Source organism: Subtercola sp. YIM 133946 (assembly GCF_036553535.1).
Classification (GTDB): Bacteria; Actinomycetota; Actinomycetes; order Actinomycetales; family Microbacteriaceae; genus Subtercola.
In genome coordinates this window covers 20,616-38,610 of sequence record NZ_JAZHPE010000046.1, presented here as the reverse complement: position 1 = coordinate 38,610, position 17,995 = coordinate 20,616, and the positions used below count along the sequence as shown (strand labels likewise).

At 66.4% G+C, this 17,995-nt stretch carries 17 protein-coding genes; 11 read left to right on the top strand and 6 right to left on the bottom strand.

Annotated features, from left to right (window positions below):
• Nucleotides 1-37: 37 nt before the first annotated feature.
• From V3W46_RS16000 to V3W46_RS15980, 5 genes are read right to left on the bottom strand one after another with little or no spacing between them, the layout of a single operon-like run.
• Entirely contained in the window at nt 38-1,009 is a 972-nt protein-coding gene (locus V3W46_RS16000) for a fumarylacetoacetate hydrolase family protein (protein WP_331784137.1), read from the bottom strand.
• Nucleotides 1,006-2,031 (bottom strand): amidohydrolase family protein, encoded by a 1,026-nt coding sequence (locus V3W46_RS15995; RefSeq protein ID WP_331784136.1) that lies wholly within the window; start codon nt 2,029-2,031, stop codon nt 1,006-1,008. The genes V3W46_RS16000 and V3W46_RS15995 overlap by 4 nt, the downstream gene beginning before the upstream one ends.
• Nucleotides 2,028-3,164, bottom strand: a complete 1,137-nt coding sequence (locus V3W46_RS15990) for an FAD-dependent monooxygenase (protein WP_331784135.1) — start codon at nt 3,162-3,164, stop codon at nt 2,028-2,030. The genes V3W46_RS15995 and V3W46_RS15990 overlap by 4 nt, the downstream gene beginning before the upstream one ends.
• Nucleotides 3,165-3,219: 55 nt before the next feature.
• A complete protein-coding gene (locus tag V3W46_RS15985; RefSeq protein WP_331784134.1) occupies nt 3,220-4,248 on the bottom strand; it encodes a cyclase family protein in 1,029 nt (342 codons plus the stop codon).
• Nucleotides 4,245-5,240, bottom strand: a complete 996-nt coding sequence (locus tag V3W46_RS15980) for a fumarylacetoacetate hydrolase family protein (RefSeq protein WP_331784133.1) — start codon at nt 5,238-5,240, stop codon at nt 4,245-4,247. The genes V3W46_RS15985 and V3W46_RS15980 overlap by 4 nt, the downstream gene beginning before the upstream one ends.
• Before the next feature lie 160 nt (nt 5,241-5,400).
• On the opposite strand from V3W46_RS15980, the gene V3W46_RS15975 reads away from it, so the two are divergent.
• The 5 genes from V3W46_RS15975 to V3W46_RS15955 all read left to right on the top strand — a co-directional run bounded on the left by V3W46_RS15975 (nt 5,401) and on the right by V3W46_RS15955 (nt 11,179).
• Nucleotides 5,401-6,297: a LysR family transcriptional regulator gene (locus V3W46_RS15975; protein WP_331784132.1), complete on the top strand. Its 897-nt coding sequence runs from the start codon at nt 5,401-5,403 to the stop codon at nt 6,295-6,297.
• Between the two features lie 96 nt (nt 6,298-6,393).
• Entirely contained in the window at nt 6,394-7,413 is a 1,020-nt protein-coding gene (locus V3W46_RS15970; RefSeq protein ID WP_331784169.1) for a VOC family protein, read from the top strand.
• Between the two features lie 5 nt (nt 7,414-7,418).
• Nucleotides 7,419-8,948 carry a sugar ABC transporter ATP-binding protein gene (locus V3W46_RS15965; RefSeq protein WP_331784131.1) on the top strand — a complete coding sequence of 510 codons (1,530 nt, stop codon included), beginning with the start codon at nt 7,419-7,421 and terminating at the stop codon, nt 8,946-8,948.
• Nucleotides 8,949-8,961: 13 nt separating this feature from the next.
• Nucleotides 8,962-9,960 carry an ABC transporter permease gene (locus tag V3W46_RS15960; protein ID WP_331784130.1) on the top strand — a complete coding sequence of 333 codons (999 nt, stop codon included), beginning with the start codon at nt 8,962-8,964 and terminating at the stop codon, nt 9,958-9,960.
• A 58-nt stretch (nt 9,961-10,018) separates the two neighbouring features.
• On the top strand, nt 10,019-11,179 hold the full coding sequence (locus tag V3W46_RS15955; RefSeq protein ID WP_331784129.1) for a sugar ABC transporter substrate-binding protein: 1,161 nt from the start codon (nt 10,019-10,021) through the stop codon (nt 11,177-11,179).
• Between the two features lie 85 nt (nt 11,180-11,264).
• Here the strand turns inward: V3W46_RS15955 and V3W46_RS15950 are convergent, their stop codons facing one another.
• Nucleotides 11,265-11,441 (bottom strand): hypothetical protein, encoded by a 177-nt coding sequence (locus tag V3W46_RS15950; protein ID WP_331784128.1) that lies wholly within the window; start codon nt 11,439-11,441, stop codon nt 11,265-11,267.
• 107 nt (nt 11,442-11,548) lie between these two features.
• Here V3W46_RS15950 and dacB point away from each other — a divergent pair, with 107 nt between their 5' ends.
• The 6 genes from dacB (at nt 11,549) to folD (ending at nt 17,914) form a co-directional block, all read left to right on the top strand.
• Nucleotides 11,549-12,982: a D-alanyl-D-alanine carboxypeptidase/D-alanyl-D-alanine endopeptidase gene (gene dacB, locus V3W46_RS15945; protein ID WP_331784127.1), complete on the top strand. Its 1,434-nt coding sequence runs from the start codon at nt 11,549-11,551 to the stop codon at nt 12,980-12,982.
• 52 nt (nt 12,983-13,034) lie between these two features.
• The gene (locus V3W46_RS15940; protein ID WP_331784126.1) at nt 13,035-13,685 is read left to right on the top strand and encodes an isochorismatase family protein; all 651 of its coding nucleotides are present in this window, start codon (nt 13,035-13,037) and stop codon (nt 13,683-13,685) included.
• The gene (locus V3W46_RS15935) at nt 13,682-15,154 is read left to right on the top strand and encodes an NAD-dependent succinate-semialdehyde dehydrogenase (RefSeq protein ID WP_331784125.1); all 1,473 of its coding nucleotides are present in this window, start codon (nt 13,682-13,684) and stop codon (nt 15,152-15,154) included. Before V3W46_RS15940 ends, V3W46_RS15935 begins: the two co-directional genes overlap by 4 nt.
• A 32-nt stretch (nt 15,155-15,186) precedes the next feature.
• A complete protein-coding gene (locus tag V3W46_RS15930) occupies nt 15,187-16,023 on the top strand; it encodes a TrmH family RNA methyltransferase (RefSeq protein WP_331784124.1) in 837 nt (278 codons plus the stop codon).
• A gap of 57 nt (nt 16,024-16,080) precedes the next feature.
• Nucleotides 16,081-16,974 carry a formyltetrahydrofolate deformylase gene (gene purU / locus V3W46_RS15925; RefSeq protein WP_331784123.1) on the top strand — a complete coding sequence of 298 codons (894 nt, stop codon included), beginning with the start codon at nt 16,081-16,083 and terminating at the stop codon, nt 16,972-16,974.
• A 67-nt stretch (nt 16,975-17,041) separates the two neighbouring features.
• Nucleotides 17,042-17,914, top strand: coding sequence for a bifunctional methylenetetrahydrofolate dehydrogenase/methenyltetrahydrofolate cyclohydrolase FolD (gene folD, locus V3W46_RS15920; RefSeq protein ID WP_331784122.1), 873 nt, complete (start codon nt 17,042-17,044; stop codon nt 17,912-17,914).
• Nucleotides 17,915-17,995: the final 81 nt, after the last annotated feature.

The window sequence follows — 17,995 nt, the reverse complement described above, 5'->3', positions numbered from 1 at the left end:
GGGCCGTCGCGATCATGTCCCGTGCTGGGTGCAGTTGCTAACGGCCGCGGTCGGGCCGAATCCGGGCACGAGCAACAGGCGGAAGCACCTGAGCCTCAACGATCTCGTTGGTGATGCTGCCGATGCCTTCGACCGTCATCGTCACCACGTCGCCCGCCCGCAGCGGCGACGGCGACTGCTCTCCTCGCCTGCCCCAGATTTCGGCGAGGCAGCCCGACCCGGCGGTGCCCGACCCGAGGAGATCCCCCGGCACCACGCGTGAGCTGCGTGACGCGTACGCCACCAGCTCGGCGAACGGCCAACCCATGTTCGAGAGGCGGTCACGGCCGAACTCGACGCCGTTGATCGACACCGACATGGTCAGCGGCAAGAATCCTTCGTCGTCGAATCGGCCTGCAAACTCGTCTGCCGTCACGATCCAGGGCCCGATGGTTGTGGCGAAGTCCTTACCTTTGCACGGCCCGAGGTTCACTTTCATCTCGGGGTACTGAAGGTCTCTGGCCGACCAGTCGTTCATCACGGTGAAGCCGAAGAGGTGTTCGGCCGCCTCGTCGGTCGGGATGCTGCGCCCATCGCTTCCATCGACAGCCCCGACGATCGCTGCCACCTCGAGTTCGAAGTCGAGCACCGTGCTGCCGCTGGGCGGTGCGATCGGTGCGGCTGTGGGGTACAGGGTATGCGGGTTCGCGAAGTAGAACGTCGGTGCTGCGTACCACTCCGGTGGCACGCTGGCACCCTGTCCAGCATTCTTGACCACACCCTCGACGTGCTCCTCGAATGCGACGAAGTCGCGCACCGAGGGTGAGGCGATCGGCGGAAGCAGGCGCAGCCCCGCCAGTTTCCTGGGTTCGGTACTCTCGACAGCTGCCCGACCCAGTTGCAGCGTGCGCGTCAGCCCCGCCTGGGCGAGCGAAAGCCCTGTCACACCGTCGGGGAAGGCGAAGACATCCTCCTCGACGACGACACCGCACCGGATGCCCTGGCCCTCCTGCCAGCTCACGATCTTCATGCTCGGTGCAGCCCCAGCGCGGCTGCCGTTCCACCGAGGATGGAGTCGGCCTCCGCGCCAGGCAGCCCGGCAGCGAGCACCCGTTGAACCGGGTCGGTCACTCCCATGTCGAACGGGTAGTCCGACCCCATCAGAACCCGGTCGCTTCCCGCGCTTGCCACAAGTGAGCGCAGAGCCTCTGGCGTGTGCACCAGTGAATCGAAATAGAGCTTTCGAATGTACGTCGATGGCTTCTGCAACGGTATCTTGGCTTCGCCGCGCACCTCCCACGCGTGATCGCTTCGCCCCAGAAAGGTGGGCAGGTATCCGCCGCCGTGCGCCGCGAGCAGTGTCAGCGTCGGGTGCCTGTCGAGCACTCCGGCGAAGATCAGGTGCGACAGCGCCACAGCGTTCTCCACCGGCTGGCCGACGGTGTTCGCCAGGTAGAACCGATCGAGTCGCTCGTCGAGCGAGCATCCGAAAGGGTGCAGAAAGACAATCGCACCGAGCCCGGCGGCCCGTGCCCAGAAGGGTTCGAGGCGGTCGTCTGAGAGTTCCACGGTGTGCTCGGAACCCGATCCCGGGCCGTACGACGAGATCTCGACCCCGCGCAGCCCGCACTCGAGCACCGCGTGTTCCAAGGCGCGCACGGCCTCCTCGGGATGCTGCAGCGGCGCGAGCCCGAGCCCCAGCACTCGACCGGGCGACCTCTCGACGAGTGACTTCATCGCCTCGTTCGCCAGGCGCGCGACCTCGACGGCGTGCTCGCGGGCGAGAAACGGGTAGTAGTGCGAGGGTGACGGCGAGACCAGCTGAATGTCGACCCCGGCCGCATCCATGTCGGCGAGGCGCCGAGTCGGGTCAGTCAACTGGGGAATACGGTCGCGAATCATCGGGCCGGAGTTCTTCAGCGATTCGGGGCCGTTTCGCCGGGCATCCAGCTCTTGGTGGGCCTGGAAACCGTCGGGATCGACCCTCACCACGAACTCCTGCAGCTGGGGCAGTACGACGTGGGCATGCACGTCGACGACGGGCGCGTTCATGCGGGCTCTCCCACTAGCGTCGAGATCTGTCGAAGCAGCCCGGGCACATCGGCGTGGGTGTCGCCCTTGATCAGCCAGTCGCACAGCTGAACGGATGCCGTCACCACCGCCTTCGCGCGGTCACGGCGTCGCTCGGAGTAGTCGTGCACCAGTTGTGCGGTGAACTCGTCTGCCTGGAGTACGAGCTCCGCCAGCACGGCGGCGTCTTCGAGTGCTTGGGCAGCTCCCTGCGCGAGCGTGGGCGGACACGAGTGGGCGGCGTCACCCATGATCACCACTCGGCCGTTGCCCCATTCCTGCTCGACGACGTGGCTCTCGAACACCGCGTAGTTGAGATACCGATCGTCTGTGATGAAGGGGCGCAGGTCATCCCACGGCCCGTGGTAGGCGCGGCTCAGCTCGAGCATGCGGGCGACGCCGGCCTCATGCCCCAGGTCGGCCGAGGCGGCATCGAAGGGCTCGACGATATAGGCATACAGTGTGTCTTCGCTGGTCGGGCAGTAGCCGGCTATGTAGCTCGGTCCGCCGTAGATGAGGTCGGTGTGGTCGATCGACGACGGCCGTGGGAGGAACATACGCCAGATGCCCATGCCGATCGGGTGGATTGCAGAGTCGACCCCGAGGTCGTGCCGCACGTGCGACCGAACGCCGTCGGCACCGACGAGCAGATCGGAACGAACAGTGGAGCCGTTGTCGAGCAGAGTCTCCACCCCCGACGACTGCTGGGTGAAGCCCAGATACTTGACACCGAGCTGCACGCGAACGCCCACATCGCGCGCTCGTCGCAGCAACGACGAAGCCAGGGCAGGACGTGGCATTCCTAGGGTCGCCGGCAGGTCGGGTCCGCCGGTGCGGGCGTCGGGAACCTCTGCCAGTAGCGTTCCGGCAGGGTCGGGGGCGCGGAAGCCGACCGTATTGAAGGGGTAGCCCAGCGCCAGTATCTCCTCCCACACCCCGAGTTGGCGAAGTACTCTCAGGGCGTTTCCCTGCAGGGTGATGCCCGAACCACGGCGCACAATCTCAGGGTTCTGGTCGATGAGGTCTACCTCCACCCCGGCCTGGGCGAGCAGAATGGCGGTCGCGCAGCCGGCGAAGCCGGCCCCGACGATCGTCACGGATTTCACTGCGGGCATTGCGACTCCTCTGGAGGCATCTCGTGAACGCGTCTATCGCGTCGACGCTGACGGGTCATTTGACGGCGATCGGGTTCACCGGTGAACCGACCGCCTTGGTGAACGGAATGGGCGCCGCCACGAGCATGAACTCATAGCAGCCGTCGGCGGCGCAGTCCTCGGCCAGGCTGTCGAGATCCCACATCTCCCCGATGTACAGGCCCATGTTGGGAATCACGACCTGATGCAGTGGCTGGAACGCGTCGTCGAACTCGTTGGGGCGAACCTCGAACCCCCACGTATCGGTTGCGATGGCCGCAATCTCGTGGGAGTGCAGCCACCCGAGGCTGTGAAACGACAATCCTGCGGCAGCCCCCCCGGCGTAATCCTGCCAGCCCTCTCTTCGTGCTCGCGTCAGCCGCCCGGTTCGCACCAGCAGAATATCGCCGCGTCCGACCGCTGCCGACGATCCCTGCCTCTGGATGGTCTGCTCGAGGTGCTCTGCGGTGATCGCGAAACCGTCGGGCAGCTGGCCATCGACTCCCAGGGCAGCCCCGACGTCGAGCAGAACCCCACGGGTCATGAACTCGGCTGCGGCAGTCTGGATGCCCGTGAACTGGTCGCCGTCATTGGTGACGACCTGGGCGGCATCCCGGCCGTTCCAGGCCTTCGTGCGATCGAAGATGTGCCCGAGGCCGTCCCACTGGGTCGAGGCCTGCAGCGGCATGAAGACGGCGTCGTCTGCGCCGCCGATGCCGTGCGGAAACCCCTGAATTCCGGCGGCCGCAGCCAGGCCGGTGTCGGTCATCAGGTGAATCGGATTCACCCGGCCCCGCCATCCGTTCTGCGGCCCGTCGCTGTCGAACGGTTGCGACAGAGAGAACGTCGTGCCGCGCCGCACCAGCGACGCTGCCTCGAGTCGCTTGGCTGCGTCGATGAAGTTCAGTGTTCCGAGAACGTCGTCGGCGCCCCACCGACCCCAATTGCGAAACCGGGTCGCGGCAGCGTCGATCGCGCCGAGCGGGTCAGAGCGGTCGAGTGGTTCCGCGGGGTGGAGTGGTTCTGGCGCGTCAGTCGGTTCTGGTGTCTCGAGTGGCTCGCTCATCGGCCGGCCTCCGCTATCACGCGGGTGGTCTGCCGACCGAGGCCGGAGATGGTGCTCTGCATGACGTCACCGTCGCGCAGCAGACGGCCCCAGGCCGCTCCGTTGCCGGCAGGGCTGCCGGTGAGCACGAGGTCGCCGGGCAGGAGGGTCGTCGTCTGCGAGGCAGCTGCGACTATCTCGGCGACGGAGAACAGCATGTCGGCGGTCGACTCGTCTTGCATGGTTTGGCCATTCAGTGTCAGTGTCAGCGTCAGGTCTTGCGGGTCGGGCACGAATTCGGCCGGAACCAGCGACGGGCCGAGAGGCAGAAACCCGGGTGCGTTCTTTGCGCGGAACCAGTCGGCGCCCAGCTCGGGCATGTCTCTGCGAAACACGAGATCGCGCGTGGTCAGGTCATTGACGATCGTGTAGGCGGCCACGTGAGCGAGGGCATCGTCTGCTGAGACGCGGTAGGCGGGTATGCCGATGACGGCGGCCAGTTCGAGTTCCCAGTCGTGCTTCTCGGAGTAGGCGGGAAGAGTGACCGTCTGGGTCGGCCCCGTCACGGCCGACGGTAGCCCGATGAAGATGAAGGGGCTGCCGCCTTGCTTGCGCTTGTCCATGGTGGCCGCGGCGTCGGCCCGCACCTGATCGATGGTGCGATCGCCCGACAACTCGGTGTGGGCCACGGCGAGGTCCACCACGTGCTTGCGGTAGTTCGCCCCCGCCTGAAAGATCTGTCGCGGGCTCAGTGGAGCAAGCAGTTCGACGTCGTCGACGTCGAGCCAGGTTCCTGCGTCGGTGTCTGCGGCGAGTGCCGCCATCAGGGGCTGAACCGAAGTCCAGCGCTCCAGCAGGCCGACGGTGGCTGCGGGGGAGCTGAGGTCGGCCGCACCGAGTGTGTCTGCCTCGGGGCGGAGGTCGCGCATCCGGTCGCCCACGATCACCCCGACGAACGCGTCGCCACCCATCGCCGCTCGACCGATCGACCATGGTGTGTTCTCTGGATGCATCGCGCGGGCCCCTTTGCCGACTCGTGGCACGCCTCTGCGCCACGGAATCCAGTCTGCGTCTCGATCGGCTATCGAAGAACGCGATATTGCTAATAGGTCATATCTCAATTGCCGATACATTTGGCGCATGCATTATCGAAGCGTGGATTTCAATCTCGTCATGCCACTCCGAGCACTGCTCGAAGAGAAAAGCGTCAGTCGCGCCGCCGAACGGCTGCGCGTGTCTCAGCCCTCCCTCTCTGCCGCGCTCGCCAAGCTACGCCTGCACTTCGACGACCCGCTGCTCGATCGTCGAGGCCGGCGCTACGAACTGACTCCGCTTGCCGCGCAGCTACTCGAGCATTCGTACTCGGCAGAGTTGAGCCTCGAACGTCTCTTCGGCGCTCTGTCGAATTTCGATCCGGCGTCGACCGAGCGGGAATTCTCGCTCTTCGTCACCGACTACGGGGCGGCCGTGCTGGCGCCGGTCTTGATCCGCGAGCTCGCGGCCCAAGCACCCAAAGCACGTCTGCGGCTGAACAACATGCTGTCTGACACCGTCGTACGGGCGCCCGACTCGATTCGCGACTACGACGGTCTCGTCATGCCCCACGGCTTCTTTCACTCCAGCAATCTCGACCTCTTCCGCGATCGCTGGTTGTGCATGGTGTCGATCGACAACACCGAGGTGGCCTCCGAACTGACGCTGGACCAGCTGTCGACGCTGGCATGGGTCTTCACGTACGACTCACCGACGGAATACACCCTCGCCGCCAAGCATCTGGGGTTGCTGGGCATCGAACCGCGGGTCGAAGTCGTGGCGCCCAGCTTTCTCGCGCTGCCCTTCCTGCTCGCCGGAACCAATCGAGTCGCACTCGTTCAGCAATCTCTGGGTCTGAAGCTGGCGACGACCGGACTGGTCCGGTTGCTCGAGAGCCCTATCCCGCTGGTCGAGATTCAGGAGGCGATGTGGTGGCATCAGGTGCACGACCTCAATCCCGAGCACATGTGGTTCCGGTCGGTCGTGGGCGCCGCTGCCCAGCGGCTCATCGAGAGCGGAGACGTGAAACCGATATAGGCAATCTCTATTCGAGGTATCACGAAATAGTCATTCCAAATATTGAAGCCGGGTCACATAGTTGTGCTTGTCCGCCCCGAGCACACGAGGTCAATGATGATCAAGCTTCTCAACCAACTCATCCAGGTGCGCATCAGCGCCCTCGACATCGACACGTCGGTCGACTTCTACGTGAATCAGGTCGGGATGCGCGTGGTGCGCCGCGACGATTCTGGGGTGTACCTCCGCAGTTGGGGCGACTACTACGAGTCGAGCGTCGTGCTCGTCGACGGCCCCGAGCCCGCCCTGCACACCATGACGTGGCGTACGGAGAGCGATGAGGCTCTGGAGGAGGCCGCGCGGCGCGTCGCGGCGGCGGGCATCGTGGGGGAGTGGAGGCCCCGCGCCGCCGGTTTCGGGCGTTCGTTCGTCTTCACCGGTCCCTGGGGACACACTGTGCAGCTCGTCTGGGATGTCGACAGGTTTCACGGCGAGGAGGGGGACGCGTCGATCTACCCCGACCGGCCCGAACGTCGCAGCAGCCACGGCGTCGCCCCCCGCCAGCTCGACCACGTCACAGTAGCGGCGAGCGACGTCAAGGCCTTCACCGCGTGGCACAGCGAGGTGCTCGGATTCCGCACCATGGCGCACACCACACTGGAGCAGGGCGGGTTCAGTGTCTTCAGCGTTCTCACCACGAACGAGAAGTCTCACGACCTCGGAGTGGTTCTCGATGGGTCGAGCAAGGCGGGTCGAGCGAACCATTTCGCCTACTGGGTCGACACGCGCGAAGACCTGCTTCGTGCGGCAGACATTCTCATGGAGAACGGCATTCCGATGGAGTACGGGCCGAGCATCCATGGCATCGGTGAACAGAACTTTCTCTACTTTCGCGACCCTTCCGGTTTCAGAATCGAGGTCAACACGGGGGGCTATCGCAACTATGTTCCCGACTGGCAGCCCTACGAATGGCACCCGGCGCAGGGGTCGAACAATTTCTACCGCAACGGCCAGATGCCGCACTCGATGACCGAATCGTTTCCGCCCGCCGACGGCCCGAGTGCGACCGAGGAAGGAGTGCTGCCGGGAACTGAGCAGCAGCTTCTCAACCCCTATGCCGAGCACGGCCTGGGCTGACTGCCGTGGCTGGAAGCGACACTCCGCGGCTGAGCGTACGCAACGCGACCAAGACATTCGGGGCGGCGACGGTGCTCGACCGAGTGAGCATCGACGTGCAACCGGGGGAGATCCATGGGTTGATCGGCCAGAACGGCTCCGGCAAGTCGACGCTCATCAAGCTCCTGTCAGGCTTTCACTCGTCTGATGCCGGCACCGAGTTCGCCGTCGACGGGCGTGTGCTCGCCCTGCCCATTCGTCCTCACCACCTTCAAGAACTCGGCGTCTCGTTCGTTCACCAAGACCTCGGGCTCGACGAGCGGGCGACCGTGCTCGAAAACGTGCGCGTCGGGCGCTATCGGCCCTCGCCGTTGACGAGGAACATCGATTTCAGAGCCGAGGCCGCACGCGTGAGCGACACTCTCGCCAGGCTCGGATCTTCGATCACCCCCGGGCGACTGGTGGGCGGCCTCAGCATGACCGATCGCACGATCGTCGCGATAGCACGGGCATTGCAAGACCGAGTCGCCGGCACGGGATGCATCGTCTTCGACGAAGCAACCCAGTCGTTGCCGCGCAACGCTCTGAGCGAGGTCTACAGCATCATTCGGCGCCTGGCCGAGGAGGGCACCGCGATCGTGATCGTGAGCCATCGGCTCGATGAGGTACTGGCGCTCACCGACAGGGTGTCGGTGCTGCGGGATGGCAGGCTCATCGCAACTGTCGACACGGCGGCCAGCAGCGAACTGGAGCTGACGGGTCTGCTACTCGACCGCGAGCAGGCATCGACCTCGCTGCACGAAGAGCTTCCGGCTGTGCTGGGGGAAACGAGGTTCGAGGTGCGCGGTCTTGCCACCGCGTCGACCACGGGCATCCGCTTCTCAGCTCGACGCGGAGAGACGATCGGCATCATCGGCGGGCCCGAGTCGGGGTACTCCGAGATTCTGCCCGCGCTTGCGGGCGTCACCCGCGCGTCGGCGGGCACCTTCGTTCTCGACGGGACTGAAAAGTCGCTGTCGAACTTCACGATCGGCCGAGCCCTGGCGGCGGGCATCGCGTATGTTCCTGAAGACCGGGCCCACGAGGGGCTGGCGCTGCCGTTGACGCAGCTCGAGAACCTGACATTGCCCAGACTCCGGGCACGATCGAGTGCATGGCGCGTCACGACGAAGTGGCAGCGCGCGGAGTTCGACCGGATGAGCGCGGCGCTCGGCATTCGGCCGTATGCGCCGATCGCGCCCGCGTCTACGCTGTCGGGCGGCAACCAGCAGAAGCTCCTGCTTGCCAAGTGGCTTGGGGGAGAGCCGTCGGTTCTGCTCGCCCACGAGCCCACACAGGCCGTCGATGTCGGAGCCCGAAGAGACATTCTGCGTTCGCTCCGCCAGGCTGCGCGCACTGGGGCCGTCGTGGTGATCGCCTCGGTCGAAGCCGACGACCTCGCCACCGTCTGCGACACGATTCTCGTCGTGACCGACGGGGTCGTCTCGCAGACCCTCACCGCACCCTTCACTGCGCACTCCATCCTCGCAAGCGTGTACGCGCCGGTGCCGGCCTGAACTGAGAGTAGTCATGACGTCAAACCATCTCATCGAGACGCAGCCGAATCGTCACACGCTGCCCTCGCTGGCGCGAGCCGCCGTTCAGCGGTACTCGATCGTCGGCATCTGGATTCTCATGGCCGCGATCTTCGCCATCGCGATCCCGCACCTGTTTCTGCGCGGATCGACGATGCAGACGATCTTCGGCTCTGAGCAACCCCTGATCTTCCTGGCGATGGCCCTGGTTCTCATCTTCTTCGTCGGCGAATTCGACATCTCGCTGCCTTCGATTCTCGGGTTGTCCGCGACCCTTGTTCCCGTGCTGAACGTCAACGCCCACGTACCCATCGGGCTGTCGATCGTCATCGCACTGCTGGCCACCATCGCGGTCGGAGCGGTCAACGCGTTCGTGATTGTGATCGTGGGGGCCGACCCCTTTGCGGTGACCCTCGGTATGGGAACGCTGCTGATCGGTCTCTGCCTGTGGTTCACCGGCTCGACAACCGCGGGAGGTCTCGACATCAGTCTTTCGCCCATTGTCGATACGCAGGTTCTCGGCCTTCCCATCTCGTTCTACTACAGCATTCTGCTCGCGCTGATTCTGACCTACGTTCTGTGGCGCACGCCGTTGGGTCGGCACATGTCGTTCATCGGGGCCAACCGTGAGGTTGCCCGGCTGGCGGGCGTTCGCGTCAACCAGATCAGGTTCGGTGCCTACGTCTTCGCGGCCCTGATTGCGGGAGTAGGTGGCGTGCTGCTGGTACTCGGCGTCGGGGGATTCGACCCGAGCTCGTCCGTGAGCTACCTGCTGCCCGCGTTCGCGGCAGCGATCCTCAGTACTGCCATCATCACCCCCGGCCGGTTCAACCCGATCGGGGCTCTCATCGCCATCTTCTTCCTGGAGACCGGAATCATCGGCCTTCAGCTCTTGGGTCTGGCCGGCTGGGTGACGCAGTTCTTCTTCGGAGCAGCAGTCGTCGTCGCCGTAACCGTCTCGACAATCGTCCGGCGTCGCGTCGGACGCTCGTAACCCCACAGCCTCGCACCTTCTTCACCCGCAGGTACGTACATCAAAGGAGATAGTACAAATGTCAGCACAACACAGGCGCCTCGGCGCCACAGCCATCGCTACAGCGGTGGTGTCAGTCGCCCTACTCGCGGGCTGCAGCTCGTCGCCGGGCGGCACGGCTGCCAGTGCCTCGGGAGGCGCCGGCGGTGGCACGAGTCAGGTGACGACGGCGATGATCGACGCGCTGCGCCAGGGAACTCCGGGCACGTCGACCATCCCTGATCTCCCTGGAGCGAGTACCCTCGCGGGCAAGACGATCATGTACATTCCCATCGTGCAGGCGTCGCCGTCGTTCACCCCGACCATCGCCGGGCTGAAAGACGCGGCAGCCAAGCTCGGGGTAAACCTCGTCATCTGCGACGGCGGCGCGAACCCGTCGCAGATCTCGTCGTGCCTCACGCAGGCGAGCCAGCAGAAGCTCGCTGCCGTGATCACCGATTCCATCTCGCCGGTCTTGGCTGGACAGGGTTTCGCCGCGCTGCAGGCGGCGGGGGTTCCGCTCGTTCTCGGCGATGAAGACAACATCGAACCGACCGCGACCCAGGCGTCCGTCGGTGGCGCATTCGCGATCGAATTCACCAAACAGGCCGCCCAATACGCTATCTGGGACTCCAACGGCGCCGCAGACGCGCTGCTGGTGCAGGTCACCGACGATCCAGTGACCACGTCGTCGTTCGAGAAAGGAACGTTGGCCACCTTCACGTCGCAGTGCCCTGGATGCACGACCACCGTGATCCAGACGACCACGGGCCAGCTCGCTCAGCTTCCCGCCGCCGTCTCCTCGGCGATGATCAAAGACCCCGACATCAACTACGTGATCGGCGAATTCGACTCCGACGTGCCGGGGATCATCCAGGCGCTGTCGACATCGAACAGCCGCTCGGTGAAAGTAATCGGAGCTGTCGGTGTACTGCAGAGCCTGCAGGCGATCAAAGCAAACCAGTTCGTCGTCGCCGACGCCGGTGTCTCCGGCTACGAGGAGGGCTGGCAGATGGTCGACCAGGCTGCCCGGCTCGCCTTGGGCGTCGCCGCAATTCCCGACTACCAGCCGAGCTCACGCCTCTTCGACGCAACGAACGTCGGCGACCTGAACCTCACCGCCGAGGGGGCCAGCGACGGATCCTGGTTCGGCGACGACTCGTTCAAGACGCGCATCGTGAAGGCGTGGGGCATGCAGTAGCCCGTGTGATGCAGGTCGTCGCGATCTCACCAGAGGTTGTCGACGGCCGCATCAGGGGCCCGATGCACCAGGGCGCCGCGTTCCGTCAGGCCGGGCCCAGCAGACCCCGCGTGAGTTCGGTCGGCACGGGGGCGGTGGCATTCCAGCGCAGGTCGGTCGCGTGCTCGGTGCAGACGGCGTACACGAGTAGCAGGCCGTTGGTGTTCACCGTGAGCCGGTCATCCGGGTCGCTCCTGCAGCCCTCGATCATGCACTCCACCATGGGCCCAAGCTACCGAGAGTGTGTGGCCCCGTCTAGGCCGGGCGAGAACGATTGACAAGTGACGCCGGGCGGGATCAGCGCTCAGGGTCGGGTGGTAAATTGACCGGATGCCCGAGCACGCCCCCTCGCACCGACGCCCGCGCCGGGGCTGGCTGGTCGCGGCGGCCTGGGCGGGTTTCGGCGTTCTGGCGCTGGCCTCTGTGGCGGGCGGAGCGGCGGTCGCGTCGGCGCAACCGACCTCTGCCGTGTCGACCGAGTCGGCCGCACCCACCATGGGCCCGATCTCGACGCTTCCCGTGCCCACGCGGCGCCCCCAGCCGACGTCGGCCGCCGGTGCCAGCATCGTGCGCACCTGTTCGGTCGACGCATTGGCGAACGCGGCGGGCATGGCCACCTTCCAGGGCACCGTACGCAAGGCCGACACCGGCGAGATTCTCTTCGATCGCAACGGTGACGTGTACTCGCGCACAGCGAGCGTCATGAAGGTGCTGACGTCGTCGGCCGCCCTCGCCGTGCTCGGGCCCGACTACCGCGTGTCGACCACGGTCGTCGAAGGGTCGGCGCCGGGCACGGTGGTGCTGGTCGGTGGGGGAGACATCACGCTCTCGAGCGGGTCGTCGAACATCTACAACGACAGCGCGACGATGGGCTCGCTCGCCGATCAGGTGAAGGCTGCGTGGGCGGCCGATCCGGCCAATGCGGGGGTGGGCATCTCCACCATCGTGCTCGACAGCTCGTTGTTCAGCGGAGACAGCTGGCAGAGCTCGTGGGACAGGGTGGAGCAGACCGAGGGCTCGACAGCCGAGGTGACGGCGCTGATGGTCGACGGAGACCGGGCGAACCCCACCGCCGACACGTCTCCGCGCAGCTCAGACCCGGTGAGCCGTGCCGGGCAGGCGTTTCAGAGCGCGCTGGGCTCAGTCGCGTCGGGGGCCCAGCTCGTGGCGGGCACGGCGACCGCCGGCGCCACGACACTCGGAACTGTGCAGTCTGCCCCCGTCTCGACGATGGTGCAGGAGGCGATTCTTCGCTCCGACAACACCGAGGCCGAGATGCTGGCCCGCCTGACGGCGATCAAGCTCGGCGACGGCAGCTCGTTCTCGTCGCTGCAGAAGGCCATCACTTCGGCCCTGCACGACAACTACGGGCTCGACGTGACGAACCTGGTGATCCTCGACGGGTCGGGGCTCAGCAACGACGACGCGGTGTCGGCCCTGTTTCTCACGACCCTGTTCGACAAGATCAACGCGCGCATCGGCAACCTCGGGGTGATTCTCGACGGGCTGCCGGTCGCCGACCAGACCGGAACGCTGTCGTACCGGTTCACCGGGGCGAACTCCGTCGTCAACGGCAAGGTGATCGCGAAGACGGGCTCCATCGACACGGCCAACACGCTCGCCGGCGTCGTTCATGCGGCCGACGGCACGACGCTGACCTTCGCCTTCTTCTCGCTCGACAGCACGCTCGACGCTGGGCGGGCAGCGCTCGATGCGCTCACCGTGGGCATCTACAACTGCGGCAACGCCCTGTCGAACAACTAGAATCGAACACAGAGACGCGCTGTCTGCGCGTGAGTACGAGGAGTGGTCTCCTGTGAGAAAAGCACTGTTCATCATCGATGTGCAGAACGATTTCACCGAAGGCGGGGCGCTCGGTGTCGAAGGCGGAGCCGCCGTGGCGGCGGGCATCTCGCGACTGTTGGCCGAGCATCCGCATGGCTACGACCTGGTCATTGCGTCGCGTGACTGGCACGACCCCGACAATGACAACGGCGGGCACTTCGCCACGACGGATGCGCCCGACTTCGTCACGACCTGGCCCGAGCACTGCGTGGCCGGCACGCCGGGAGCCGAATACCACGACGACCTGACCGCTGCCGCGATCGACTTCCACGTGCAGAAGGGCCAGGGTCAGCCGGCCTACTCGATCTACGAGGGAACCACCGACGAAGGCGGAACGGTGCACCAGTTGCTCGACGAGCACGCGGTGACCGAGATCGACATCGTGGGGCTCGCAACCGACTACTGCGTTCGCGCCTCGGCTCTCGACGCCATCGAGCACGGTCGAAGGGTGCGCATCCTCACCGATCTCGTCGCGGGAGTCGACGAAGCGTCGAGCGCTGCCGCGCTGGCAGAGCTGGCGCACGCGGGCGCCGAGCTGATCGCGTCGGGTGACGTCGAAGACGACCCGGCGGCCGGAGAGCACGACTACCACGAAGACCGAACCGAAGGAGCACCTGAATGAGCGCACAGACCGAGGCCGACCTTCTCGCGACGGTTCCCTCGGGGCTGTTCATCGGGGGCGAGTGGCGCGAGGCTTCGACGGGCGCGACGTTCGACGTGATCGACCCGGCGACGGGCGAGGTCATCAAACGCATCGCCGATGCGTCTGCCGCCGACGGCATGGCCGCCCTCGACGCCGCGGTCGCCGCCGGCCCCGGGTGGGCCGCGACCGCTCCGCGCGAACGGGCCGAGATTCTGCGGCGCACCTTCGATCTGCTGCAGCAGCGCATCGACGAGGTCGCTCTGGTCATGACGCTCGAGATGGGCAAGCCGCTCGCCGAGGCCAGAGGCGAGATCGCGTACGGCGGCGAGTTCCTGCGCTGGTTCGGCGAGGAGGCCGTGCGCATCGCGGGTCGTTATGGTTCGAACCCCGAGGGCACGGGCCGCATGATCGTGTCGCAGCGACCTGTGGGGCCGTGCTACCTGATCACGCCGTGGAACTTTCCGCTCGCCATGGCGACACGAAAGATCGCGCCCGCGCTGGCCGCCGGATGCACCGTCGTGATCAAGCCCGCCGAACTGACGCCGCTCACCACCCTCTTTCTCGTCAGCCTGTTCGTCGAGGCCGGGCTGCCCGCGGGGGTCATCAACGTGATCACGACCACCTCGTCGGGCACGGTGTCTGAGCCCATCATCGCCGACCCGAGGCTGCGCAAGCTGAGCTTCACCGGCTCGACGCCGGTGGGGCGCCGGCTGCTCAAGCAGGCCGCAGACAACGTGCTGCGCACCTCGATGGAGCTGGGCGGCAACGCCCCTTTCGTCGTGTTCGGCGACGCCGACCTCGGCAAGGCGGTCGATGGGGCGATGCTCGCGAAGTTCCGCAACATCGGCCAGGCCTGCACGGCCGCCAACCGGTTCATCGTGCATCGCTCGGTGGCCGACGAGTTCGCCGCGCGGGTCACCGCCCGAACGCGCGAACTGCGTGTGGGGCGCGGAACCGACGACGACGTGACCATCGGCCCCCTCATCAACGAGGCCGCCATCGACAAGGCGCAGTCGCTCGTCTCCGACGCCGTCGCGCGGGGCGCGAACCTGCTCATCGGCGGTTCGGCCGTCGACGGGCCGGGCACCTTCTACGAACCGACGGTGCTGAGCGGGGTGCAGGCCGGCAGCGAGATTCTGCGCGAAGAGATCTTTGGGCCGGTGCTCAGCATCGTGCCGTTCGACAGCGAAGACGACGCCGTGCGACTCGCCAACGACACCGAGTACGGCCTGGTCAGCTACGTGTTCACGGCAGACCTCGCACGCGGCCAGCGGATGATCGACCGGCTCGAGACCGGCATGATGGGCCTGAACGTGGGGGTCGTCTCGAACGCCGCGGCACCGTTCGGTGGGGTGAAGCAGTCGGGCGTGGGGCGCGAAGGCGGACTCGAGGGTATTCACGAGTACCTCGAGACCAAGTACACGCTCACACCCGACCCGTTCGCGTGACGGCGAGCTCGCCCGACACCTCGAAGGGGGTCGTGACGGCAACCTCGCCCGAGCTTTCGAACGTGTTCGAGGTCACCGACCTCAGCGACCCCCGGCTCGCCGACTATTCGCACCAGACCGACGTGGCGCTGCGCAAGGCGCAGGGCACCGAGCACGGGCTCTACCTCGCCGAGTCTGCGCTGGTGCTGGAGCGTGCCGTGCGGGCCGGTCACGTGCCGCGATCGGTGCTCTCGCTGGGCGGCTCGGTGGCCGACGCGCGAGCGGCCCTGGGCCCGTGGGCTGACTCTGCGCCCATCTTCGTCGGGGCGGGGGAACTGCTCGCCGAGCTCACCGGCTACATTCTGCACCGCGGAATCATCGCGTCGATGAACCGCCCCGCCCTGCCTGCGGTGGGCGACCTGCTGACAGACGCACGCATCGTGGTCGTGCTCGAGAACGTGGCCGACCCGACGAACGTCGGCGCGATCTTCCGGTCTGTGGGCGCGATCGGCGCCGATGCGGTGCTCGTCACGCCGCGGTGCTCCGACCCGTTCTACCGCCGCGCGATCAGGGTGAGCATGGGCACGGTGCTGCAGGTACCGTGGGGTCGAACCGGCGCGTGGAACGAACTCGGCCCACAGCTGCACGAGGCGGGCTTGCATATCGCCGCGCTCGCCCTGACGCCCGACGCCGTCTCGCTGCGGGAGTTCGTTGCGGGCGGCGATCGCCCGCAACGGCTGGCGCTCGTACTGGGTGCGGAAGGCGACGGGCTCACGCCGGAGGCACTCGCTGCGGCAGACACGGTGCTGAGCATCCCGATGGCCTACGGCATCGACTCGCTCAACGTCGCCGCTGCCAGCGCTGTCGCCCTGTGGGCCGTGGCGGGCTGACCGGCAGAACCGGCTAGCGTAGTACTCAGTGACCTGGCGAAAAGGAGAATGCCTTCGATGGTGCCCGAACCGGCCGTGACGCCCGACCAAGCCTCGTCGGCAGACATCGGGCGCCTGACCATCCAGTGCGCAGACCAGCCGGGCATTGTGGCCGCTGTCGCCGGATTCCTGGCGGGGCAGCGGGCGAACATCGTCGAGCTGGGGCAGTTCTCGACCGATGCCGAGGGCGGCGAGTTCTTTCAGCGAACCGTGTTTCACCTCGACGGCCTGGCCGGCTCGCTGCAGCGCCTGGAGCGCGAGTTCGGCGAACAGGTGGGCGATCGCTTCGGCATGACGTACCGCTTCACGAACGCGGCGACCCCGAAGCGGGTCGCGATCATGGTGTCGAAGTACGACCACTGCCTTCTCGAGCTGTTGTGGCGCAGCACGCGCGGCGACCTCGACATGACGATCGACCTGGTCATCTCGAACCACCCCGACCTCGAGGCGGAGGTGGCCGGGTTCGGCATTCCGTTCGTTCATATCCCCGTCTCCACAGCGACCAAGGGCGAGGCAGAGGCCCAGCAGCTGGCCTTGTTGCAGGGCAGGGTCGACCTCGTGGTGATGGCGCGATACATGCAGATACTCTCGGCCGAATTTCTCGGCGAGGTCGGCTGCCCGGTGATCAACATCCATCACTCCTTTCTGCCGGCATTCGCAGGAGCCGGCCCCTATCTGAAGGCGAAACAGCGGGGGGTCAAACTGATCGGCGCGACGGCGCACTACGCCACGGCGAACCTCGACGAGGGGCCGATCATCGAACAGGATGTGGTGCGGGTCTCGCACCGGGAGAGCGCGGCGGAGCTGGAGCGCCGGGGCGCAGACGTGGAGCGCAGCGTGCTGGCGCGGGCTGTGGGATGGCACTGCGAAGATCGGGTGATGACATCGGGCAATTCGACCACCATCCTCTAGCGGGAACGGCCGGTCGGGCCGCATCTGTGTATAACTGGTGCGGGTAGATGAATGTGAGGGAGAAGACATGAGTGCAGGCATCATCGACGGCAAGGCGGTGGCGGCGAGCGTGCGGGCCGCGCTGAAAGACGAGGTCGCGGCGTTCACGGCCGAGACGGGCATCCAGCCCGGGCTCGCGACAGTTCTGGTGGGGGGCGATCCTGCCTCTGAGGTCTACGTCGCGAACAAGCGGCGGTCATCGGTTGTGGCGGGAATGGCCGATCTGCACCAGCATCTGCCCGAGGATGCGAGCCAGGCAGACGTCGAGAGTCTGCTTCGGGCGCTCGCTGCAGATCCGGCCGTGTCGGGCATCCTGTTGCAGTTGCCGGTGCCAGCGCAGCTCGACGCGGTGTCGCTGATCGAGCTGATTCCATTCGAGAAGGACGTCGACGGACTCACCACCATGAGCGTGGGGCTGCTCGCGCAGAACAAGGCCGGGCTGCGGCCGTGCACGCCGTCGGGGGTCATCGAGCTGCTCGATGCGTCGGGGGTGACGATCGAGGGCGCGAACGTCGTGGTGATCGGGCGGTCGGAGCTCGTGGGGCGCCCGGTGGCACAGCTGCTGGTGAACCGCAACGCGACCGTGACGATCGCGCACTCGCGCACGCGAGACCTGCCGGCGGTGTGCCGTGAGGCCGACATCATCGTGGCGGCGGCTGGTGTGAAGGGGCTGGTCACGGCCGACTACATCAAGCAGGGTGCGACCGTGATCGACGTGGGCATCCACCGCGGCGAAGAGGGGCTGAGCGGCGATGTCGCCTACGCCGAGGTGGCCGAAGTGGCAGGGCTGATCACGCCTGTGCCGGGCGGGGTGGGGCCGATGACCATCGCGATGCTGCTGCAGAACACGCTGCGTGCCGCGCAGCTGCAGTACGAGTTGGGCGGCTCGGCGGCCTCCTGATGGCGCTCACGGGCGGTTCAGCGAGCACCTGATGGCGAGCTGCGCGGGGCGGCCTCCGGATGAGGCTGCCGGGGCGACGAG